Source organism: Hyphomonas sp. CACIAM 19H1, from assembly GCF_003325995.1.
Lineage (GTDB): Bacteria > Pseudomonadota > Alphaproteobacteria > Caulobacterales > Hyphomonadaceae > Hyphomonas > Hyphomonas polymorpha.
On sequence record NZ_CP016437.1, the window covers coordinates 2,816,261 to 2,837,481 of the forward strand.

Annotated in this window: 20 protein-coding genes; 16 read left to right on the forward strand and 4 right to left on the reverse strand. The window is 60.1% G+C overall.

The genetic code is table 11. The features are described from left to right. Nucleotides 1-59: 59 nt before the first annotated feature. The 3 genes from BBF93_RS13045 to BBF93_RS13055 all read left to right on the forward strand — a co-directional run bounded on the left by BBF93_RS13045 (nucleotide 60) and on the right by BBF93_RS13055 (nucleotide 3,803). The gene (locus tag BBF93_RS13045; protein ID WP_035602160.1) at nucleotides 60-1,058 is read left to right on the forward strand and encodes a haloalkane dehalogenase; all 999 of its coding nucleotides are present in this window, start codon (nucleotides 60-62) and stop codon (nucleotides 1,056-1,058) included. 105 nt (nucleotides 1,059-1,163) lie between these two features. After that, complete coding sequence (locus BBF93_RS13050; protein WP_114106212.1) at nucleotides 1,164-2,681, forward strand: acetyl-CoA acetyltransferase; 1,518 nt, start codon at nucleotides 1,164-1,166, stop codon at nucleotides 2,679-2,681. 111 nt (nucleotides 2,682-2,792) lie between these two features. Beyond that, the gene (locus BBF93_RS13055) at nucleotides 2,793-3,803 is read left to right on the forward strand and encodes an NAD(P)H-dependent glycerol-3-phosphate dehydrogenase (RefSeq protein WP_114106213.1); all 1,011 of its coding nucleotides are present in this window, start codon (nucleotides 2,793-2,795) and stop codon (nucleotides 3,801-3,803) included. Between the two features lie 89 nt (nucleotides 3,804-3,892). Here the strand turns inward: BBF93_RS13055 and BBF93_RS13060 are convergent, their stop codons facing one another. Further along, entirely contained in the window at nucleotides 3,893-4,291 is a 399-nt protein-coding gene (locus BBF93_RS13060) for a helix-turn-helix domain-containing protein (protein WP_051612804.1), read from the reverse strand. A gap of 840 nt (nucleotides 4,292-5,131) precedes the next feature. Between BBF93_RS13060 and BBF93_RS13065 the strand changes: the two genes are divergently transcribed. Next, a complete protein-coding gene (locus BBF93_RS13065; RefSeq protein WP_114106214.1) occupies nucleotides 5,132-5,761 on the forward strand; it encodes a response regulator in 630 nt (209 codons plus the stop codon). Nucleotides 5,762-5,769: 8 nt separating this feature from the next. Here the strand turns inward: BBF93_RS13065 and BBF93_RS13070 are convergent, their stop codons facing one another. The 3 genes from BBF93_RS13070 to BBF93_RS13080 all read right to left on the reverse strand — a co-directional run bounded on the left by BBF93_RS13070 (nucleotide 5,770) and on the right by BBF93_RS13080 (nucleotide 8,261). Then, nucleotides 5,770-6,738, reverse strand: coding sequence for a hypothetical protein (locus BBF93_RS13070; RefSeq protein WP_114106215.1), 969 nt, complete (start codon nucleotides 6,736-6,738; stop codon nucleotides 5,770-5,772). Nucleotides 6,739-6,877: 139 nt separating this feature from the next. Beyond that, nucleotides 6,878-7,348 carry a hypothetical protein gene (locus BBF93_RS13075; protein ID WP_114106216.1) on the reverse strand — a complete coding sequence of 157 codons (471 nt, stop codon included), beginning with the start codon at nucleotides 7,346-7,348 and terminating at the stop codon, nucleotides 6,878-6,880. Between the two features lie 28 nt (nucleotides 7,349-7,376). Beyond that, a complete protein-coding gene (locus tag BBF93_RS13080; protein WP_233349125.1) occupies nucleotides 7,377-8,261 on the reverse strand; it encodes a metallophosphoesterase family protein in 885 nt (294 codons plus the stop codon). A gap of 245 nt (nucleotides 8,262-8,506) precedes the next feature. Here BBF93_RS13080 and BBF93_RS13085 point away from each other — a divergent pair, with 245 nt between their 5' ends. From BBF93_RS13085 to BBF93_RS13140, 12 genes are all read left to right on the forward strand, one after another. Beyond that, a complete protein-coding gene (locus tag BBF93_RS13085) occupies nucleotides 8,507-9,043 on the forward strand; it encodes a transcription termination/antitermination protein NusG (RefSeq protein ID WP_114106217.1) in 537 nt (178 codons plus the stop codon). Next, on the forward strand, nucleotides 9,040-10,395 hold the full coding sequence (locus tag BBF93_RS13090) for a sugar transferase (protein ID WP_114106218.1): 1,356 nt from the start codon (nucleotides 9,040-9,042) through the stop codon (nucleotides 10,393-10,395). The genes BBF93_RS13085 and BBF93_RS13090 overlap by 4 nt, the downstream gene beginning before the upstream one ends. Before the next feature lie 323 nt (nucleotides 10,396-10,718). Beyond that, nucleotides 10,719-12,062, forward strand: coding sequence for a UDP-glucose/GDP-mannose dehydrogenase family protein (locus BBF93_RS13095; RefSeq protein ID WP_114107085.1), 1,344 nt, complete (start codon nucleotides 10,719-10,721; stop codon nucleotides 12,060-12,062). Between the two features lie 73 nt (nucleotides 12,063-12,135). Then, nucleotides 12,136-13,230 (forward strand): GDP-mannose 4,6-dehydratase, encoded by a 1,095-nt coding sequence (gmd, locus tag BBF93_RS13100; RefSeq protein ID WP_114106219.1) that lies wholly within the window; start codon nucleotides 12,136-12,138, stop codon nucleotides 13,228-13,230. Between the two features lie 7 nt (nucleotides 13,231-13,237). Continuing rightward, nucleotides 13,238-13,996, forward strand: a complete 759-nt coding sequence (locus tag BBF93_RS13105) for a glycosyltransferase family 2 protein (protein WP_162786563.1) — start codon at nucleotides 13,238-13,240, stop codon at nucleotides 13,994-13,996. A 7-nt stretch (nucleotides 13,997-14,003) separates the two neighbouring features. Further along, nucleotides 14,004-14,987 (forward strand): GDP-L-fucose synthase, encoded by a 984-nt coding sequence (locus BBF93_RS13110; RefSeq protein WP_114106221.1) that lies wholly within the window; start codon nucleotides 14,004-14,006, stop codon nucleotides 14,985-14,987. 11 nt (nucleotides 14,988-14,998) lie between these two features. Then, nucleotides 14,999-15,862, forward strand: coding sequence for a sulfotransferase domain-containing protein (locus tag BBF93_RS13115; RefSeq protein WP_114106222.1), 864 nt, complete (start codon nucleotides 14,999-15,001; stop codon nucleotides 15,860-15,862). Beyond that, nucleotides 15,859-17,148 carry a lipopolysaccharide biosynthesis protein gene (locus BBF93_RS13120; protein WP_114106223.1) on the forward strand — a complete coding sequence of 430 codons (1,290 nt, stop codon included), beginning with the start codon at nucleotides 15,859-15,861 and terminating at the stop codon, nucleotides 17,146-17,148. Before BBF93_RS13115 ends, BBF93_RS13120 begins: the two co-directional genes overlap by 4 nt. Next, nucleotides 17,145-17,966 (forward strand): sulfotransferase domain-containing protein, encoded by an 822-nt coding sequence (locus BBF93_RS13125; RefSeq protein WP_114106224.1) that lies wholly within the window; start codon nucleotides 17,145-17,147, stop codon nucleotides 17,964-17,966. Before BBF93_RS13120 ends, BBF93_RS13125 begins: the two co-directional genes overlap by 4 nt. Nucleotides 17,967-17,976: 10 nt before the next feature. Further along, the gene (locus tag BBF93_RS13130; RefSeq protein ID WP_051612835.1) at nucleotides 17,977-19,374 is read left to right on the forward strand and encodes an O-antigen polymerase; all 1,398 of its coding nucleotides are present in this window, start codon (nucleotides 17,977-17,979) and stop codon (nucleotides 19,372-19,374) included. A gap of 23 nt (nucleotides 19,375-19,397) precedes the next feature. Next, a complete protein-coding gene (locus BBF93_RS19980) occupies nucleotides 19,398-19,988 on the forward strand; it encodes an acyltransferase (protein WP_051612834.1) in 591 nt (196 codons plus the stop codon). A gap of 56 nt (nucleotides 19,989-20,044) precedes the next feature. Beyond that, nucleotides 20,045-21,199, forward strand: a complete 1,155-nt coding sequence (locus BBF93_RS13140; protein WP_114106225.1) for a glycosyltransferase — start codon at nucleotides 20,045-20,047, stop codon at nucleotides 21,197-21,199. The last annotated feature ends 22 nt before the right edge of the window (nucleotides 21,200-21,221 follow it).

Here is a 21,221-nt window from a genome sequence, read left to right on the forward strand (position 1 = left end):
TAAAAAGTAATGGCACGAGTCATGCCAATACATATCTTGGCTGCCTGGGAGGGAACAGAATGAAAGTCTTGCGCACACCGGATGCCCGGTTTGAGAACCTCGCCGGCTACGCCTTCGCGCCGCATTATCTGGAGGTGAAAGCCGCTGACGGCACACCTCTGCGCATGCATTACCTTGATGAAGGCCCAAGGGAGGGCGAGATCATCCTCTGCCTGCATGGCCAGCCTTCCTGGAGCTATCTCTACCGCAAGATGATCCCCCTGCTGACGGCTGCGGGATACCGCGTGCTGGCGCCCGACCTGATAGGCTTTGGCAAGTCCGACAAACCTGGCGCGATCGAAGACTATTCCTATTCCGGCCATGTCGGCTGGCTCGAGCAGTGGATGCTCGCGCTGGACCTCAAAGACATGACACTCGTCTGCCAGGATTGGGGCGGCCTGCTCGGCCTCCGCCTCGCCGGGATGCACCCAGACCGGTTCGCCCGCCTTGTCGTCGCCAATACGGGCATGCCGGACTCAAAGCAGGTCGCCCCGCAATTCTCCGAGATGCTGGGGATGCTCTATCCGCAGGTGCCGGTGCCCAGCGCAAAGGATGTGGGTGACGCCTTCCGCTCCGGCGCGCCCGGCGCTTTCCTCTTCTGGGTCAAATATGCCGCCGAGGCACCCGACTTCTCCATCCGCGATGTCTTCGGCCTCCTGTCGGACATTTCCGACGACGAGATCCTTGACGGCTATGAAGCTCCGTTCCCGGATGACACTTACATCGCCGGAGCCCGCCGTTTTCCCTCATTAGTGCCGCTCCTCCCCGGCGCCGCCGAGGAGCGCGCAAAGAATGACGCCGCCTGGGCTGTGCTCGAGAAGTTCGAGAAACCCGTGCTGACTGCCTTTGCTGATGACGACCCCGTCACCAAGGGCGGCGAGGCCGCTTTCCAGACGCGCATTCCCGGCGCGAAGGGCCAAAGCCACGTCACCATCAGTGGCGGCGGCCATTTCCTTCAGGAACACCGTCCCGAAGCCTTCAGCGAGGCCATCATCACCTTCATGCGCGCCAACCCCTGACGGGTTCACCGCATTTTCGCCCTTCCCCTGCGTCGGGGCTCCCAAGACCGCTTACCGCGCGTTAAACGGGCTGCCAGACCTGTTTGAATTTGAGGAGCGCGGGCTATGGCAAAAGGTGATTTTCCGGTCCTGATCGGCGTAGGCCAGTCGATGAGCCAGTGGGACGGCAAGAAGGGCGCAGAGGGCGCCCCTTCGCCACTCTCGCTGATGGCCGACGCCTCCAATGCTGCCATCGTCGATACCGGCGTCTCCGGCATGGCCGCTGCCATTGATGCCCTCGCCGTGGTGCGTATCTTCGAGGATTCCGTCCCCGGCGACCGCCACCCCCACGGCCACAATACAAACCTCCCTGGCACGCTGGCCCGCGAAACCGGCACCAATCCCGGTTACCTCGTCTATGAAACCGTTGGCGGCCAGAGCCCGCAGGCGCTCGTCAACGAGTTTGCCCGCCGCATCCATGAGGGCGAGTTTGAAGCTGTCCTCATCTCCGGCTCCGAGGCCAACCGCGCCTCCAAGGGGGCCCGCAAGCATGGCGTCGAGATCAACTGGGCCGACCGCGACGCCCGCGACTATGAAGACCGGGGCCTTGGCCCGATGATGCTCTCGCGCGGCGAAATCAAGCACGGCCTCGTCACGCCCGCTTACTTCTACGGCATGTTCGAAAACGCCATCGCCGCCCGCGAAGGCCGGGGCCGCTCTGGCCAGCGCAAGGCCATGGCGGAACTCTTCCAGCCCTTCTCCGCCGTCGCCGCGAAAAACCCCTGGTCGCAATTCCCGCAGGAACATTCGGTTGAGTTTCTCTCCACCCCCTCGCGCGAAAACTATGAGTATGCCGATCCTTTCCTGAAATGGTTCATCGCGCAGGACGCGGTGAACCAGGGCGCCGCCGCCATCATCGTCTCCTCGTCGAAGGCGGACGAACTCGGCGTGCCGGAAAACAAGCGCGTATACCTCCACGGCGGCGGCGAGGCCGGTGATGACCACATCTCCGTCCGCCCGGTCCTCGACCGGTCCTGGGCAATGGACACCGCCGTCTCCCGCGCGCTCGCGCAGGCCGGAAAGACGGCCGCGGACGTCCATCATCTCGACCTCTATTCCTGCTTCCCCTGCGCCGTCTTCTCCGGCGCCGCTGCTCTGGGGATCGACTGGAAGACGGACAAGCGCCCCCTGACGCTGACGGGCGGCCTGCCCTTCTTCGGCGGCCCGGGAAACAACTACTCCCTGCACGGAATAGCCGAGATGGTGAACCTGCTGCGTGAAAACCCCGACAATACCGGCCTCGTCCTCGCCAATGGCGGCTGGATGACCAAGGAAGCCGCCGGTGTCTACTCCACCACCAAACCGGCCAAGTTCACGCCCGCCGAGAAAGCCGCCAAGCCTTCGGGCCAGGTCGAGATCGCCACTGAAAACTGCGAAGCGACGCTGGAAACCTTCACCGTCACCCATGGCAAGGAAGGCCCCGAACGCGGCATCATCTTCGCCCGCCTCGCCGACGGACGCCGCGCCATCGCCAACAATGCCGACGCCGCCACGCTGGCCGTCCTGCGGGAAGATGCAAGCCCGGTGGGCCGTAAGGTGGCCATCACGGTTGACGGCGAACAGGGCACCTTCGTTTTCGTCTGACCTCAAAGCCCCCTCCCGCCTGCGGGAGGGGGTTGGGGGTGAGGGCCGCGCGCAGCGCGCAAACAGCCCTCCCCGCTTGCCCCCCGCCGCGGCTTCGGCCAAAACCGGCCCATGACGAAACATTTCAAGATATTCGGCGTTATCGGCGCGGGCGCCTGGGGCACGGCCATTGCGCAGATGCTGGCCCGCGAGGGCCAGACGGTCCACCTCTGGGCGCTGGAGCCTGAAGTTGCGGACGCCATCAACACCGCTCGCGAGAACACGCTCTTCCTCAAGGGCGTGCCGCTGAAGCCGGAAATCCGCGCCACCAACCGGCTTGAAGATCTTGGCACAGCCGACGCGATCTTCGCCGTCGCCCCGGCCCAGCATACGCGCGTCACGCTGCGCGCCCTGCGCGCCAGCCTGCGCCCCGGCACGCCGGTCGTCCTCTGCTCGAAGGGTATCGAGCTCGCCACCGGCGAATTCATGACGCAGGTGCTGAAGGACGAACTGCCCGAAGCCGTCCCCGCCGTCATGTCCGGCCCCAGCTTCGCGATTGATGTCGCCCGCGGCCTGCCCACCGCTGTCACCCTTGCCATGGAAGACGCGGCGCTGGGCACAGAGCTGATCCAGGCCATCTCCACACCCACCTTCCGGCCTTATCTGGGGACAGATCTTCTCGGAGCGGAGATTGGCGGCGCGGTGAAAAACGTCCTCGCCATCGCTTGCGGCATTGCTCTTGGCAAAGGCCTCGGGCGCTCGGCCCATGCCGCCCTCATCGCGCGCGGCTATGCGGAGATGACACGCCTTGCCCTCGCCCTGGGCGCAGAGGCTGAAACTCTTACCGGCCTCTCCGGGCTCGGCGATCTCGTGCTCACCTGCTCGTCGGAAACCAGCCGCAACATGTCGCTTGGCCTGGCGCTCGGCAAAGGCGAAGCGCTGGGGGATATCCTGGCGGCCCGCAACGCCGTCACCGAAGGCGTCGCCACCGCCCCGGTCCTGCGCCGCCTTGCCCGCGCGCGCGGCATCGAGATGCCGATCAGCGAAGCCGTCGCCGCCGTCATCGAAGGCGAAATCAGCGTGGATGAGGCCATCACCGCCCTTCTCATGCGCCCGGTGAAGGCAGAAGCGGTGAAATCCTAGAGCGCAGCCTCAGCGGACCGCTTTGATCAGTCTACGCTGGCAAAACTGCGCAGGTTTCCAGCGCACTTTCACGCCAGAACGCCTCAATCTCAGCATTTCCCGGCGAGCGCGCGCAACACGTCCACCATCAGCTTCAGCGACTCCTCTGTGTGCGCACGGTCAATCAGAAAAGCAGCCTCTTTCCGCAAGGCATCTATCCTGCCGGGGTGATGGTTTGCGCGCCCCTCGAACTTGTTCTCCGGCTTCTGGAACAGCACCGTCACCGGTACGCCAAATATATCTGACAAGCGCGCAATGACGCCAGCGCTCAGGCGATTGGAGCCGGTTTCGTATTTCTGGAGCTGCTGATGACTGATGCCAAGCTCAACGGATAGCCCGGAGAGGGATTGCCCCCTCTGCGTTCGCAGGCGTCGGACATTGTCTCCGACAAGGCGGTCAACATCTGTTGGTAAACGTGAGCCTGAGCCGTGGGGTTTCGGCATCTTCATATGGCTCTCTCCTGAGTTCGGCGCCCGCCTGCAAAGGAAATGATCCCTGTAGACTGAGCCCTGGTAATTTTTCTTCCCCACCACAATTTTGCGCACACCGCCTCAAGCCGTTAAGCAGCAGTGCTCGATACGTCCATTTACCCGAATGGATAGTGCGCCCTGCCTTCGGAGATAGAATGTTCTGCCCAAGGAGCAGTTTGATTTTTCACAGAATTACTTGTGATGTGACCGGACCACCCTCTCCCCCTCCCATAATAAACACGTCATAAGGGTTACCCTTTTGGACGGGTTGAGCGTGGGCCTGCGATCTGACTATGGATAGCTGCAGAGATCGGTGTGCCCCTTTCACATTCGTCTCTTACTGTTCGGGCCTCAGCTTGAGTGGTAGGCGACCGCTTCCAAGTCCCCCACCCTCCGAAGTGGTCGCCGGCCGGGCAATTACGCTTACATTTTGTTCAGTTAAACATGAAGATGCAGATCTTTCTCCTTATTCACGGGAGAAGGCTTTCAATCTGCCGTATGCGGTCAGATCATCTGAAAATTTTCGCGCGTCTGAAAAAGCCGCCCTGGACGCGTCTGTGTCGTTCAAAAAAGTCGAAACCGCGTCCCTAATTCGAACTAATTGTCACATCGGAGGATAGTATAATCGCTCTCCCCCATTTGGGTTACCGATTTAACACACCCTTTCTATCTAGTCTTCTCCGGTAACCTACACCTATACTCGCGGGGGTTGCGAAATAGCGCCCAGAAAAACTTGGCAATATTTACGAAATCTGCACCAGAAGTTGGAGATTTCGCGGATCCATAGTGAGAGGCCGTTCCAGGAACGTGCTGTGAAAAATGAATATTCTTGTCGCCGACGACCACAACCTGTTTGCAGATGCTCTTTCGTGTCTTTTGGAGGCACATCCTGAAATTTCTGTCATCCACAAGTCATCTGACTATGCCAGTACGATACGTATGCTTTCGGCTACGGAGGACGTAGACCTGCTCCTGCTGGATCTGCGCATGCCCGGCATGGAAATCCCCAACGGCATTAGTCGGATCAAGGAATGGTTTCCGGCGCTCTGCGTCATCGCCCTGTCTGGCTCTGCTTCGCGCCAGGAAATCGAATCCTGCATCGCCAGCGGTGCTCGTGGGTTCATTTCAAAGACAGTTCTCGGGCATGAAATCGTCAGGACCGTCAAGGCAATCTACAACAGCCCGTCATCGTCTATTGAAGACGTAACCTTTGGCATAAAAGAACATAGTGACCGGACGAAGCTGCGCCTGACCGAGAGAGAACACAATGTTCTCAGCCTGCTGCACCGGGGAATGACGAACAAGGAAATGGCCAAGGAGATTGGCATCTCTCCTGAAACGGTGAAGATTTATGTCAAATCCATTGGCGACAAGCTGAGCGCGCGCAACCGGACAGACCTGATTGTGCGCGCTTTGGAGACGGGCCTGATTCAGAACCTCGACAGCTGAGCCAGCTGTCAGGCGATGCCTTGCTGATCCGCGCTGGGCTCACCGTGCGCCTGCGGCCGCTTCCGCCGCAGCCAGCGTTCAGGGGACCGCTCAAAGAGGCTCATATCCCGAGGCCGCCAGAAATGCTGGCCGGACCTCGGGTGCCGGGCCCCATCGATGGCCGGCATGCCGGACTCCCGATTGAACTGTATGGACGAGAATCCAAGCGGCAATTCCAGATCCGGCGAAAGATACATCCGCGCCCCGCCGCCTTCGTCGAGATGGCGCGCGGAAGGGAGTATTCCAAAATCCATGACTGGCGTGAAATTGCAGCCATCTGGCTGGTCGCTGCCCATCGGCTCATAGAACCGCGCGTCGATGTCAGGGTCGATGCCGATCTGGCGAATGAGCGAGATACGGTTCCGGAAAAGGCTCTGCGTCTCAGGCGAGGCATCTGCCCACCAGTCCATCAGCAGCCGCCCGCCCACGGGCGCGGCCGAGTGATCGAAATGACAGGCGCGCCGCCCCTCCCTGACCCTGTTGAGGAAGGAAACACGCAGATGCAGATCAGGCCTTGAGAAGGCAACCGTCCGCCGGAAACGCGCCCATGCCCGGCACCAGGACAGATGCGCGGGGGCGCGATGCCCACCGCCCCAGGAATAGTGCGATCGGGCAAGAAAGATCAGCACGCCTTCGGCCGCAGGGTTTATGCGGCTTACATAGATAAGCGCCTGTTCAAGCCGGCGGTTGAACACGGCTTCGACCACCTGATCGGACGCGTCATGTCCCAATGCGGCATCTGCCATAAGAAGAAGGTAAGGGCGCCGCTCTCCAGGGCTTGCGCCCGGAAGAACCGTCCAGTTCTGCAATCCGTACGCTCCAGGCGATTGCGGCAACCCGGCTTCGCCTACTTGCACAACAGTGTTCAGGACATCCTCGGCATCGTTTGCTTCACCATGCCATTGCCGGATGATCCCCCGGCTCATTGCCTGATCCATTTTCTGCCCCCTGCGGAATGTTGTTTTCTTGCCCCAGCCACGCAAACAGCATGGACAGTATACGGATATATTATATTCATGTTCCGGACAGCGCCTGATGCGCTACCGGATGACATGCATGTCCTGTCAGGCGCGCCAGTCAGCGGCTGACCGGATCCTCGCCACCATCATCATTGTCGCGTGTGGCGACATATAACCCCAGCGCGCCCGCACCAGCAGCAGCAGCCACAGGCGTGGAAACCGCCCCGCCGCTGAGTATCCCCGGCGAGCCGACCTGCGTGATAGGCGCAGCACACAAATTCGCCGTCAGGACCATCGTGCTCATCGGCTCAACAACACGCTGGCAGCCCGTCGCATCCAGAACAACGCGGCCAACCCCCGTCGTGGAAATCCTGTCTCCCAGGAAAACCGGGTCTCCCGATCCGAGGGAGTAGGTCGCCCCCTCGCGCTGGACGATCACGGAACCGGTTTCACCTTCCACAAGCGATGCCTGTCCCACGCGGGTGGCAGCGCCGGGCTGGCTGCCTGGCGTCTGCTCGGCCACTGCTGGAAGCGATCCTGACAAGATAACTGCGAGCATTGCAGTCATGGTGTTTCGATATTTCAGCATAATTCACTTTCCTGTTCTTGTGAGCTGCTCATGCAGCGCCTCTGTACCAGGTACCAAACCTGGACCTGCCTGAACGGCCATCGGAAGACGCAGCCGCATCCCGGCCGGGCCCCGCCGCCCCGACTCCCACTGCCTGAATGGTTTCCCTGCTCGTGCCGTCTATCATCAATGCGCTCAACACCCCGCTGCGATAAGCGCCGGTATCCACGCAGATCCTGTTCCTGCGGATGACGGGCTCAGCGCATACAGAGTGTCCATGCACCACGACATGACCGAAACGCTGCGGGCTGGTCAGAAACGGCTCCCGAATCCAGCGCAGGTCGCGCGGCGTCTGTTCACTTAGAGATCGCCCCGGCCTGACGCCCGCATGCACGAACAGGTAATCTCCGAAAACCACATAGTCATGAAACGATGCAAGGAATCCGAGATCTTCGGAGGGGATGTGTTCCTGCAGTATCCGAAGTATCTGGGCATCAGACTTTCCAGCGAGATCCTTCGGGCGAACACCATAGCTGAGGGCACATTCTTCGCCGCCGTGCAGAAGCCAGGCCCGGAGCTGCGATGCATCTTCCCGCATTCCTCTCAGAAGGCTCTCTTCATGATTTCCCATCACGAAGTAGGGCCGGGCAAAGGAGGGAAGTTCATGCCTGAGAAAATCAATGACACCGCGGGAATCCGGGCCGCGATCGATGATGTCTCCCAGAAAGACGAGAACCACTTCCTTCTCGGGCTGGGTATGATTGTGCACTGAAATCCGCTCAATCAGCTGCTCGAGCAGATCCAGGCAGCCGTGAACGTCGCCGATGACATAAGCCCGTTTGCCCGGGGGGCCAGAAGGTTGGTCCCGCTCCCCGCGCAGCCGGCGGAAGAGCCTCTCAGCCATCATGTTCCGCACATCCGCAAGATGAACCAAAGACACTGATCCAATCCGATCTCACACCGCATGTCAGACACACCTTTATCCCATGATGCCCTTTGATCGGCGCCGGGTAACCCTCCCCATTTGGGGGGCCCGTGAAGATGCCAATCAGGGGAGTGTCCGCCACCTCTAGTTCCTGCGATCCTGAGCATCATCAAGATGAGGGGCCGGCCCCTGTCACGGGCCGCTTGCGTCGCAAGCGGAGCCTTGGCGGTGCCAGCTTGGAATAAGGGGGCACAATGAACCATGTAAATCCGTCGTCGGATCTTGCCGATCCTGTGGTCGACCGAGGCTATTGGTATGTTGTTCAAACACTTACGGCGCAGGAATGCGTGGCGATCACCAATCTGAACCGCCAGAAATACCGTACGTACTGCCCCATGATTTCACGCACGGTTCGCCATGCCCGGAAGACTTCCATCCGGCAGAAACCCCTTTTTCCCGGATATGTCTTCGTTAATCTGGACCCTTCAAAAGACAATTGGCACTCCGTAAACGGAACTTATGGTGTATCTCGGCTGATCGCCTTTGATGGGCGCCCAAGCCCCGTACCGCCTGCCGTCATGAATGCGCTGCTGGCATTTTCGGACGCATCCCTCCCGGCCGATGAAATCCCCTGTGGGGCAAGGGTGCGGATCGACTCCGGCGCCTTTGATACCTGGGTCGGTGAAATCTGCCAGCTTCCAGATCGGGATCGCGCTGTGGTTCTGCTCGAGCTTTTGTCCCGCAAGGTTCCCGTCACCGTCCTCCGTCACCAGATTTCAAGAGTAGCATGACCCAGCCCCATCCCAACCTGCCTCACTCCCTGGGATTTTCCCACACCGATACCCGAAGCCTCGACCAGATGCAGGGAAGCGGTCTCCTCCAGACTGCCGCTGCAGTTCTGGAGCGCATGCGTGCCCAGTTGTCAGGTGGCCTGATAGTCGCCATTGCTTTGCCTGCGGTCATCCTTCGCCTCCTGTTTCCCGAGGGCGTATATGCCATTGACGTGCTGATCTCTTTCGGCGCCGCCCTTGCCAGCCTGATAGCGGGCTTCACGATATTCCGTAAGCTGTCGGCCTACGGAACCTCATGTCACGGTCTGATCAGCATCGCCAGCTTCACCGCGAGCTTTGCAAGCGTGGCAGCGGCATTGTGGCTACTCAATCTCCTGCCCTCCCCGGTTTTTCTTAGCATCAGCTGGGCGCTGACGGTCGTATGGTTCTGGTTCGTTTCAGCCGCCACGGCTTACCGGCGGCCGGGTATTTATATCGTGCCGCCTGGAACGGATCTCAGAAAGCTTGCTGCCGTTCCCAACGCCACCTGGATCAACGTCAAGGAAGTTTCCGAAGCAGCCGGATTTGGGAACATTCCCGTCGTAACGGACACGGGCGCAATCACTGCGGATACGGACTGGCCCAGCTTCCTGTGTGAGGCAGCCATCAATGGCAGGACCGTCCTCACTCCAGATCAGCTTATGGAAACAAGCGCCGGCCGTCTGAGAATATCAGGCGGATACGCCCAGGACATCGCCCGGTCACCCGGTCAGGACGCCATCTACCCGAGAGCGAAGCGCTATGTCGATGTTTTGACATCGCTCTTTGCCCTCGTGTTGCTGTGCCCCGTCATGCTGCTTCTTGCGGTGATCATCCGGATGGAAAGTCCGGGCCCTGCGATCTTCCGGCAAAAGCGGATGGGGTATCGGGGGCGAGAATTTACAGTCTACAAGTTCCGCTCCATGCGAGCTGCCAGGGAAACGGGTGACGCGCTGTCACGCGATATGACGCAGACAGATGATGATCGCATAACACCCATCGGCCGGATTATCCGGAAGGTCCGGATTGATGAACTGCCGCAGATAATCAACATCCTGAAAGGCGAGATGAGCTGGATCGGCCCAAGACCCGAAACCGTGAATCTTTCGCGCCACTACGAACGCAACATACCCCATTACCGCTACCGGCATATGGTTCGCCCCGGCATTACCGGCTGGGCGCAGGTTCGCCAAGGGCACGTGGTCAGCGTCGAGGATGTATCAACCAAACTGGAATACGACTTCTTTTATGTGAAACACCTGTCCCTCTGGCTTGATATTCTGATTGCTGTGCTGACGGTGCGCGTGGTCCTGACAGGGCACGGCGCAAAATAGACTGCGATCCATCTCTGAATTCACGATAAATTAATCCGTATACACATCAAATAGACTGTCTGAGCAAGCCAAGATTCTTGCATGATTTCATGCACTTTGGATTCAAATTTGTGCAGCAGGCTGATTTTTTCAGTTTTCATCCAGCAAATGTTGACCCGCTGGAATCTGGAATATAACACTGCCGATGCTCCGGAATACTGCCCCGCGCACCTGGGAGTGCGGTAGCTTTGGAGCCCCCTCTCTTTCACCGGCCCTTCTTCAAATTTGCCTGCGGCACACGCAAAGCAACAGCGAACGAGCGCTGGCCAGGTTTTTGGTTTTCCATGCGTGTTGCGATTATTGGTACGGGCTATGTTGGGCTTGTGTCTGGGGCCTGTTTTGCTGATTTCGGGCATACGGTGACCTGTGTGGACAAGGATGCCGTCAAGATCGAGAAGCTGAAGGACGGCGTCATGCCGATCTATGAGCCCGGCCTCGACGCCCTGGTGGCGAGCAATGTCAAGGAAGAGCGCCTGTTCTTCACCACCGATGCCAGGGAAGCGATCAAGGACGCCGATGCGGTGTTCATCGCGGTGGGCACGCCCTCGCGCCGCGGCGATGGCCATGCCGACCTCTCCTATGTCTATGGCGCGGCCGAAGAGATTGCCGGGCTGATGGACGGGTTCACCGTCGTCGTCACCAAGTCGACCGTTCCGGTGGGCACCGGGGACGAGGTGGAGGAGATCATCCGCAAGGCGCGCCCCGAGGCGGAGTTTGCCGTCGTCTCCAACCCCGAATTCCTGCGCGAAGGCGCCGCCATCAAGGACTTCAAGATCCCCGACCGCGTAGTCGTCGGCACCGAGGATGCGCGTGCCCGCGAGGTGATGAAGGAGCTTTACCGGCCGCTCTTCCTCAACGAGACGCCGATCCTCTTCACCTCACGGCGCACCTCCGAGCTGATCAAATATGCGGCCAACGCCTTCCTGGCGGTGAAGATCACCTTCATCAACGAGATGGCAGACCTTTGCGAGAAGGTCGGCGCGAATGTGCAGGAAGTCTCCCGCGGGATTGGCCTGGATGGCCGGATCGGGGCGAAGTTCCTGAATGCCGGGCCCGGCTATGGCGGCTCCTGCTTCCCGAAAGACACCCTCGCTCTCACCAAGACGGCGAATGATTATGGCAGCCCGGTGCGCATCGTCGACACCGTGATCGATGTGAACGCCGCCCGCAAGAAGGCGATGGCCGACAAGGTGATCGCCGCGATGGGCGGGGACGTGACCGGCAAGACCATCGGCGTGCTGGGCCTCGCCTTCAAGCAGAACACGGACGATATGCGCGACGCGCCCTCGCTCGACATCCTGCCCGCCCTGCAGGCGGCCGGCGCGCGGGTTGTGGCGTATGACCCCGAAGCGATGAAGGAGGCCGCCCATCTCCTCAAGAACATCGAGTTTGCGGGCAGCGCCTATGCGGCCGTCGACGGCGCCGACGCAATGGTCATCATCACCGAATGGGACCAGTTCCGCGCCCTCGACATGGGCCGCATCAAGACCGCCATGAAAGGCAATGTCGTCGTCGACCTGCGCAACATCTACAGCCCCGAAGACATGGCCAAACGCGGCTTCGCCTATACCTCCATCGGACGGCCTGAAGAATTTTCCCGGCAACCGGGAAATATGGAACTCACCTGATCACCCGAGCCCTGGCTCAGCGACAATAACCCGATAGCGAAAGCTCCCGCATCCCGCGGGAGAAACACGGATCATGGCACAGAAGACAGCACTCATCACAGGAATAACCGGGCAGGACGGCGCCTACTTGGCCGAACTTCTTCTGTCCAAGGGCTATATCGTTCACGGCGTCAAACGCCGGTCTTCCTCCTTCAATACGGGTCGCATTGATCATCTTTATCGTGATCCGCATGAAGATCATGTCCGGCTGAAACTGCACTATGGGGACATGACCGACGCGACCAACCTCATCCGGCTCATCCAGGAAACCCGGCCCGACGAAATCTATAACCTTGCGGCCCAGAGCCATGTTCAGGTCAGCTTCGAAACGCCCGAATACACCGGGAACGCCGACGCCCTTGGAACACTGAGGATGCTTGAGGCAATCCGCATTCTCGGGCTCGAAAAGTCAGTCCGTTTTTATCAAGCCTCCACGTCGGAGCTTTATGGCAAGGTGCAGGAAGTTCCGCAGTCGGAGACAACCCCCTTCTATCCGCGCAGCCCCTACGCCGCCGCGAAGCTCTACGGTTACTGGATCACGGTGAACTACCGCGAAGCGTATGGCATGCATGCCTCGAACGGCATTCTCTTCAATCATGAAGGCCCCACCCGCGGAGAAACCTTCGTCACCCGGAAGATCACCCGCGCTATCGCGGCCATCCATCTCGGACTGCAGAGCAAGCTTTTCCTCGGAAACCTGGACGCCAAGAGAGATTGGGGTCATGCTCGCGACTTCGTCGAAGGCATGTGGCGGATCCTCCAGCAACCGGCGCCCGATGATTATGTCCTCGCAACCGGAACCACGCGCACCGTACGCTCCTTTGTAGAGCTCGCATTTTCGCAGATAGGGATCTCCCTTGCCTGGAAAGGTGAGGGCGTTGATGAGGTGGGGTTTGACGCAGAAACCGGGCGTCCGCTGGTCGAAATCGATCCGAGATACTTCCGCCCCACAGAGGTCGACCTGCTGCTCGGCGATCCGTCAAAAGCGCGCCGCGTGCTGGGATGGAGCGCCAGCACGCCGTTTGAGGAGCTGGTTGCGGAGATGGTTGAAAGCGACCTGCGCGCGGTCTCCCTGGAATCCAATCTTCGCCGCCCAGATGAAGAGCGAACGCTCAGCGCTGCAGAGTAAAACGTTCATGAAGATCTCCGTACTCACCACAACTTTCAATTCCGCGCGGACGTTGCGCAGAACGCTGGATAGCTTCTGCTCGCAGGACTGGCCTGATCGCGAGATGCTTGTCCTGGATGGCGCGTCAAGCGATGAAACCCAGGAGATCGCAAGGGCCTACAGGTCGGAAAACATATTCCTTTTCAGTGAGCGCGATGCGGGCATGTATGACGCTCTCAATAAGGGATTCCGGCTGTTCACAGGCGATGCGGCCGGCGTTCTGAACTCCGATGATGCGTATGCAGACACCGCAGTGCTTTCAAAGATCGCAGAAGCCCTGGAAGAGGCAGATCTCACACATGGGCATCTGGACTTTCTGGACGATAGCGGACGGACGGTTCGCAAATGGCGGGCGGAGGAGCGGCCCCACAAGGGTTTCCGTACAGGCTGGATGCCGGCGCATCCCACCTTCTATGTCCGGCGGAAAGTGATCGAAACCATCGGCCCCTTTGACACAAGCCTTCAGACGGCGGCCGATTATGACTGGATGTTGCGGGCCATCGAAACGCAGGATTTCAAGTTGAAGCGGATCGATTCAGTACTGATCAACATGGCCGTGGGTGGGCGAAGCACGCGCAGCATCGCTGCCCATATCCATCACAACCTGGAATCGCTTTCCGCCCGCCGGCGCTGGCTTGGAACCGGTCCCGTCGATCTCGCCCTTCTCATGAAACCCGCCCGGAAGATCAGGCAGTTTGCTGCGCGTACTCCGGCAAAGTCAGCGTGACCAGACAATGAGCAACTTCAGGCTAGCTGGTAAGAAAGTGTTTGTGGCCGGACATGCCGGCATGGTCGGATCGGCGGTTGTCCGCCGGCTCCGGCGGGAAGATTGCGAGATACTCACCGCCGCACGTACAGTGCTTGACCTCAGGGATCAGCAGGGCGTGGACCGCTGGATGGGCAGCAACCGGCCCGATGTGGTGATCCTTGCGGCGGCCCGCGTCGGCGGGATACTCGCCAACGACACGCGGCCCGCCGAATTCCTTCATGATAATCTGATGATCGAATCCAATTTGATCGGCGCGTCCTTCAAGGCCGGGGTGGAAAAGCTCCTGTTCCTCGGCTCTTCCTGCATCTACCCGAAATATGCCCCTCAGCCAATTCCGGAGAGCGCACTGCTCAGCGGACCGCTGGAGCCGACGAATGAATGGTATGCGATTGCCAAGATTGCCGGCATCAAGCTTTGCCAGGCCTACCGGCGCCAGTACGGCGCCGACTATATCAGCGCGATGCCGACAAACCTCTACGGGCCGGGCGACAATTACGACCTTGAGACGTCGCATGTGATCCCGGCGCTTATCCGCAAGGCGCATGAGGCGCGTCTGTCGGGGGCCGATTCCTTGACGATCTGGGGAAGCGGCATGCCTATGCGGGAATTTCTTCACGCAGATGACTGCGCGGATGCGCTTGTGCATCTTCTCAAAAACTACTCCGGAGACGAACATATAAATGTGGGATCTGGCACCGATATATCCATTCGCGATCTCGCCAAACTGATCATGGAGACGGTCGGCTTTGAGGGAACCATCCGTTACGACACCAACAAGCCCGATGGAACTCCGCGAAAACTGATGAGCCCGGCGCGCCTGCGACTGCTCGGCTGGGAACCGAAGATCAGCCTGCGCGAAGGCCTGGCAGACGCATATCGCGCTTTCCTTGGCGCCCCGCCGAGGATGGTACGCGATGTCCCGGCCGATCCCGCAGTGTCAGACATCTGATCGGGGATCATATGACCAGAGTTCCTGACTTCCTGATCATCGGAGCGATGAAATCCGGTACGACGACCCTGTACGATGACCTTGCGCGTCATCCAGGCCTCTTTCTGCCAGACGACAAGGAACCGGATATCCTCCACCATGCGGCCGGGGACGCAAGCCGGGCGCGATCGCTTTATCAGAACCATTTTCGCGGCGCCGCGGACACTCAACTGTGCGGCGAAGCGTCGACAATGTACACAATGACGCCCTGGTTCGGCGATGTCTCCACCCTTGCCAGGGAGGTGGCGGGCCCGCACCTGAAGCTCATATATATTGTCCGTGATCCAATCGACCGGATCAGCAGTCACCTGATGCATGACTATATGGCAGGGCGGATTTCGGACACGGATTTCGACAAAGTCGTGCGGTCACACGAACGCTTCATCTCGATCAGTGATTATGCCAGACAGATCGAGCCGTGGATCCACGCCTTTGGCCGCGACGCGATTCTGGTCCTGACGCTTGATGAGCTTTCCCGCGATCGCGCCGGGGTCATCGAAAGGGTGGTCCGCTTTATCGGTGCAGAGCCCGGCCTGGTGGAAGTGGGGGCTGGAGCGAGCAATCCGAGAGCCGCCATCCGGGCAACAAGTTCGCCCATAGTGCGATCCGTTATCACTAGCCCCTTCTACCGCCGCCAACTGCGACGGTTAATTCCGCGAAAACTCCTGGCGGGCCTGCGGCTTCGTCTGACAACGAGCAAAGATATTCCGCCCGCAGCGCTATCTTCTGAGATGATATCGGAACTCGCCGAAGAACTCGGTCCTTCGATGGAACGGTTCCGGACGCTGACCGGAGCAGATCTGGCCTCTCCCGTGCTACAGGACAGCACGCCTTGAACAGGATATTTCAGACGCTCCGCCGGCGCGGAGGGCTGTTCCTTATAAGGTTCGGCGTCATTGGGGCGCAGCTCCTTGTCCTGCTGGTTCTGGCCAGCCTCATGCAACGGTCCGAGTTCGGAGCTTTTGCGTATGGCTGGGCTTCCATCCAGCTGGTCAGCGCACTCATATCCTTGGGCGGGCCGGGCTATCTGCTGAGAGAAATGTCGGCCCGTCAAGCAGGGCCAGAGCATGGCCCCGCCCTGCTTCAGGTTCTGCTGATCGCGTCGGCCGGCCCGGCTGTTCTGGCATTTGGTGCTTGGTTCATCATCCGGGGTCTGATCAGTCACGACCTGCTTCCGCTTGCCTCACCGGACTTCGCTCTCGTTATCGTACTTGGCGGCTGGTTGAACAATCTTGTGGCCAATATTGCCGTGCCCATCCGGGTCTCCGGGGCAGCCAATACCGCCATGTTCTACCGGGACGGGCTCGGACATCTCATCGTTCTGGCTTCCGGCTTTGCCGTGGCCGCGGCATACCCCACCGTCAGCGCGCTGCGCGTACTGGAAGGGTATTGCGCGCTTGCTGTCCTTGTGGTGGGGGCGGGTCTTCTGATCGCAGCCTTGCGCGCACGCAGCGCTGCCTATTTCGGCAACGGCAAACAACCCTTCAATCTTGCTTTCTGGGGATCAGGCCTGACAGCCATGCTTGCGGCCCAGATTGATATTTTGATCGGTGGTCTTTTCCTCACGCCCGCCCATCTTGGCAGCTACCAGATCCTGCGGAAAGCCGCGAACCTGCTGTCTTTACCCCAAATCATTGCCAACTGGAGTATCGCTGTGGAAGCGTCCAGGGCGTTTGCCTCGGGCGACCGCATCGCGCTGAAAGAGTCAGCGAGAGAGGGCCTGACGATCGCGCTCGTCCCGGCCTTCGCGCTTGGCGTCACCCTTCTTCTCGCCTCACCGGCACTGTTCTCCTGGTATCATATTCCCGTTGATGCCCAGTCTCTCATGACCTTCCTTGTTCTGACGATGGGTGGTCTGGCGAATGTCGGGTTTGGGGCGAACTTCCTGATTGCCGCCCAATGCCGCCTTGAACACCTCGCCCTCCGGGCGCGCCTGATTGCCCTGGTCGCCGGATCCGCGCTTCTCGCGTCCCTCTCTCCCGCCCTTGGCATCACGGGCGTAGCCGTGGCCATGGCGACATCCACGATCCTCATGAATGTCCTCATCTGGCTGGATGTCCAGCGCAGGCTTGGCGTTGACACCTCCATCTTTTCCCTCTTCAGCCACCGGACACAGACATGATCAAACCTGACCTGAACCTGCCGGCCCGCCCGGCGATGCGTGGGCGGATTGCGTGGGCCATGCGCGCCACGTCGGCGAAGGTAAACTATGAATGGGCGCTCCGGCGGCCAGGAAAGCCCCCCTTTATCGTGCTTACAGAATACCCCCGCTCCGGCGGGAACTGGGTGCGTGACATGGTGGCGGATGCGCTCCAGGTTCCGGCGCCGCGTTTCTCCATGTTCCCGATCACCTTCCGCGCGATCATTCACAGCCACGATCACCGCCTCATCCGGGGTCACAAGGCCATCTACGTCCTGCGCGATGGGAGGGATTGTTTCATATCCCACTATTTCAAGAACCGGAACGCGGCGCGCAGCGCAGATGCGGGAATAAGAGCATCCATACTCAGGCACCACCCGTCCCTGAACGGAAAGCTGTCGGACGAAGCGGAGATGAATGCCTTCTTTGAAGAATGGACCCGGCGCGCATCCGGCTCCCGGGCGAACTGGGCGACCCATGTCACCTCCTGGCTGACCAATACACCGCCAAACGTGACCCTGTTCCGCTATGAAGACCTACGGTCAACACCCGAGGCAGCCCTTGCCGCAGGCATTACGCAGCTCAAGGGGAGCCCGGCGCCGGACGAAGTCATCCGCTTCGCCGTCTGGCGAAATACTTTTGAAGTCCAGACCGGACGCAAGCCGGGACAAACCGACGAGACCAGCACGAAACGCCAGGGCCTGGCGGGCGCCTGGAAGCAAGAAATGCCTGCCGGTCTGCAAGACAAGTTCGCGGGCAGGTTCGGCAGGGCGCTCGAACTCGCTGGCTACCGGATCTGAGGCACACAGCATGAGCGGCATCCTCTTCATCTTATTGGCCCTGCCCATCTGGCTGATCCCGCTGCGCGTGGCCAGCCGGTACGGCATGATCAAGTGGTTCTCGCCCCTGCACCTTCTTGCATTCTACGCCTTCATGGGAACATTTCTGAAATCCATCGGTATGCTGATCCTTCCTGGGGAAGCGTTCATGTACCGCTTCATCTATTCAGACAGCTCCCTCTATCTGGGCTATATCTACACACTGGGGTTCACCGTCTGTATCTGCCTCGGATACGTGCTGGCCATCCGCGAGCGCGCTCCGCAGGATGGCCCCTCGCTTGCCCGATTGTCCATGGCCCGGATTGGCCGCCCAAAACTGCTTCTCCTGCTTGGCGGGCTCGCAGCGCTCGTCACGGTCTCGACACTTGTCACCGGCAGGTTCGAGGACCCGTCCGAAGCAACGCTCTCCCTTGATACCCTGCACACCATGAACCAGACGAAGATACAGAGGATCGAAGGGGTGGAAGGGTATGGTGCAAGCAATGCGGCCATCAAGGTGTTCGGGAAGCTGGCATGGGTCGCGCTGGCAGTATTTTTCGCTCTTCTTTTCATCCGCCAGCGGAAAACATATCTCTATGGATTTGTGATCATTGCGGCGATTGTCCTGATCAGCACCCTGGTCAAGGGCAAACGGCTCGAACTACTCAGCATCGCCATGTGCCTGACCAGTATCTATTTCATACTGGGTGGCCGCATCCGCTGGAAATTTGTCCTCTATGGGCTTTGCGGCGCCGGCGCCATCCTCGCCATTTTCGCCCTGCTGACAGTCCTTCGCAGCACCAAGGGAGATCTCTCCGAAGCCGCCTTCGATCCCATGGTGATGGTGGGGCAAATTCTGCTGTCCACCTATTTCTTCGATTTCGGCATGTCCGCCATCATCATCGACAGGTTTGACACAGACCTGATCCTCCGTGGACAGTCTTACGTGAACTGGATCATAGGGTTTGTTCCCAGGGATATATGGCCAGACAAGCCGGCAATTTCCCTTGGACCTTTCGTCAAACAGGAGGTTCTCGGAATGGCGGGAACCATCGGCGGTATCAATCCGACCGGGCCCGGCGAAGCCTTCCTGAACTTTGGCTGGGGCGGAATCTTCGTCGGTTTGGGTCTCGGCATCATTTTCCGGCGGTTCGAAGCGTTCTTTCTGAGCGGCAAGGGTCTGCTGAAGCGCTACGGCCTCGTCATCTATCCCGTGATCGGCATGCCCTTCATCACCGGCTGCCTGCAAAGCACCTTCGGGGGCGTCGTGGTGTCCACGCTGACGGTGCTGGTGCTTTCCATGGGCGTCCTGCACCTGACCAAACGCCGCTCCTCCCCGCGATCCCTGCGCTCTTCCCCGCACGCAAAACACCTGAGTCCCACGGCCTGATTCCGCCAGAAAGATCCACGCCCATGTCCCTCCTCTACCTTCTCACTTATGGCGCCAGGGCGCTCGGCCGGCGCGTTGCTGACAGGGTTTCAACCCTCACCCACGCCTCTGCTCTGAAGCGTTGCGGGAAGGGCAGCATCATTGCGCGCGGTGTCTACATTCGCGATCCGCGCAACGTCGCTCTGGGCAAGCGCTGCTTTCTCCAGAAGGGCGTGACGATCGCCGGGGAATTGCGGGATAGCCGCTGTGAACTGGGAAACAATGTGCAGGTCAACAGCCGGGTCAATCTGGATAGCTCCGGCGGCCTCATCATAGGCGACAACACGCTGATATCGTCCGACTCCATCGTATACACGCATGACCATGGATATGATCCGCGGTCTGTTCCGATGGCCATCCCCAAGGTCATCGGCCGGGATGTCTGGATCGGCACACGGGCGATCATCCTGCCTTCCTGCCGCGTTATCGGCGATGGTGCCATCGTGGCTGCCGGCGCCGTGGTCGCCCGCGACGTGCCCCCCGCAGCCATCATGGCGGGCTGTCCGGCCCGCCAGGTCGGGACCGTCCCGCAAGAAACGAACCCTGCCGCACAAGCTGCCAGCCAAACGGCCTGAGCCCACGCCAACCGCCACCAATTCAGACACCAGAAAAACAAGCGAGCGCCAAGGGGATGGACACGCAGTACCGATCCGTACGTCACGTGGTGACGTCGATAACGGATGAAGCCAACGGGCTGGCCTATTCCGTCCCGTCCATGGCCGCCGCGACCGCCCGGCAGGGCTGGCAAGTGGATATCGTTACCCTGGGTGCCCGCCGGATGCCGGAAGGAAAGGTGATCTGCCGCGAGTTCCGGAGAGATTACGCCACTCTTCCCGTCCTGAAATCGCTCGGCGCATCATCACCCATGCGGACCTATCTTCTGAGTGATCCCAGACCGGTTTTGCACGGACACGGATTATGGATGATGCCGAATGTCTATGTCGGAGACGCAGCCCGGCGTAACCGCAACCCTCTGATCATGGCGCCGCGCGGAATGCTCGGCGCATCCGCTCTGAACTTCTCTCAGCGCAAGAAGAAAGCTTTCTGGTCGCTCTGGCAAAGGGCCGCGGCCGACGCTGTCACCTGCTGGCACGCAACCAGTGTCAAGGAAGCAGAAGATATTCGCGCCTTCGGAATGAAGCAGCCAATCGCGATCATTCCCAATGGTATCGACATGCCGACAATGACCAAGCGGCCGCCGGCAGAGCGGGAGCGGACCCTTCTCTTTCTCGGCCGCATTCATCCCAAGAAGGGGGTCGACACCCTGCTCAAGGCGTGGGCCATGCTTGAACCTCTGTATCCGGACTGGCACCTCAGGATCGCCGGCCCAGACGACGGAGACTATGCCAGGCAGTGCCGCGAATACATTACGCGCCACGGCCTCTCCCGCGCCCGTCTGAGCGGCCCGGTCTTTGGCGACGAAAAGCAGAAATGCTACAGCGAGGCAGACATTTTCGTCCTCCCTACACTCGACGAAAACTTCGGGATGACAGTCGCTGAAGCGCTCGCGGCAGGCACCCCCGTAGTCTGTTCGAAAGGTGCCCCGTGGAGCGGTCTCGTCGACCACGGATGCGGGTGGTGGCATCCAATCGGTGAAAGGCCGCTCTTTGACTCGCTCTCGGCCGCCATGAGCGTGTCGGACGAGGATCGGCTGCAACTCGGGATGCGCGGCCGGGCCTGGATGGAAAATGAATTCGCCTGGCCCAAACTCGCAGAAATGATGATCGATGTTTACCGCTGGGTGAGCGGCGACGGCATCAGGCCGGACCATGTCCACTTAAGCTGAACCCGCCTGCTCTCAATCGCCC

Bases quoted from the DNA above. Each gene is read 5' to 3' on its own strand.
- BBF93_RS13095 (WP_114107085.1), top strand. From the start codon at position 10,719: ATGCGTGTTGCGATTATTGGTACGGGCTATGTTGGGCTTGTGTCTGGG.
- BBF93_RS13115 (WP_114106222.1), top strand. From the start codon at position 14,999: ATGACCAGAGTTCCTGACTTCCTGATCATCGGAGCGATGAAATCCGGT.
- BBF93_RS13085 (WP_114106217.1), top strand. From the start codon at position 8,507: ATGAACCATGTAAATCCGTCGTCGGATCTTGCCGATCCTGTGGTCGAC.
- BBF93_RS13130 (WP_051612835.1), top strand. From the start codon at position 17,977: ATGAGCGGCATCCTCTTCATCTTATTGGCCCTGCCCATCTGGCTGATC.
- BBF93_RS13065 (WP_114106214.1), top strand. From the start codon at position 5,132: ATGAATATTCTTGTCGCCGACGACCACAACCTGTTTGCAGATGCTCTT.
- BBF93_RS13125 (WP_114106224.1), top strand. From the start codon at position 17,145: ATGATCAAACCTGACCTGAACCTGCCGGCCCGCCCGGCGATGCGTGGG.
- BBF93_RS13070 (WP_114106215.1), bottom strand. From the start codon at position 6,738: ATGGATCAGGCAATGAGCCGGGGGATCATCCGGCAATGGCATGGTGAA.
- BBF93_RS13090 (WP_114106218.1), top strand. From the start codon at position 9,040: ATGACCCAGCCCCATCCCAACCTGCCTCACTCCCTGGGATTTTCCCAC.
- BBF93_RS13140 (WP_114106225.1), top strand. From the start codon at position 20,045: ATGGACACGCAGTACCGATCCGTACGTCACGTGGTGACGTCGATAACG.
- BBF93_RS13055 (WP_114106213.1), top strand. From the start codon at position 2,793: ATGACGAAACATTTCAAGATATTCGGCGTTATCGGCGCGGGCGCCTGG.
- BBF93_RS13075 (WP_114106216.1), bottom strand. From the start codon at position 7,348: ATGCTGAAATATCGAAACACCATGACTGCAATGCTCGCAGTTATCTTG.
- BBF93_RS13060 (WP_051612804.1), bottom strand. From the start codon at position 4,291: ATGAAGATGCCGAAACCCCACGGCTCAGGCTCACGTTTACCAACAGAT.
- BBF93_RS13110 (WP_114106221.1), top strand. From the start codon at position 14,004: ATGAGCAACTTCAGGCTAGCTGGTAAGAAAGTGTTTGTGGCCGGACAT.
- BBF93_RS13045 (WP_035602160.1), top strand. From the start codon at position 60: ATGAAAGTCTTGCGCACACCGGATGCCCGGTTTGAGAACCTCGCCGGC.
- gmd (WP_114106219.1), top strand. From the start codon at position 12,136: ATGGCACAGAAGACAGCACTCATCACAGGAATAACCGGGCAGGACGGC.
- BBF93_RS13050 (WP_114106212.1), top strand. From the start codon at position 1,164: ATGGCAAAAGGTGATTTTCCGGTCCTGATCGGCGTAGGCCAGTCGATG.
- BBF93_RS13105 (WP_162786563.1), top strand. From the start codon at position 13,238: ATGAAGATCTCCGTACTCACCACAACTTTCAATTCCGCGCGGACGTTG.
- BBF93_RS19980 (WP_051612834.1), top strand. From the start codon at position 19,398: ATGTCCCTCCTCTACCTTCTCACTTATGGCGCCAGGGCGCTCGGCCGG.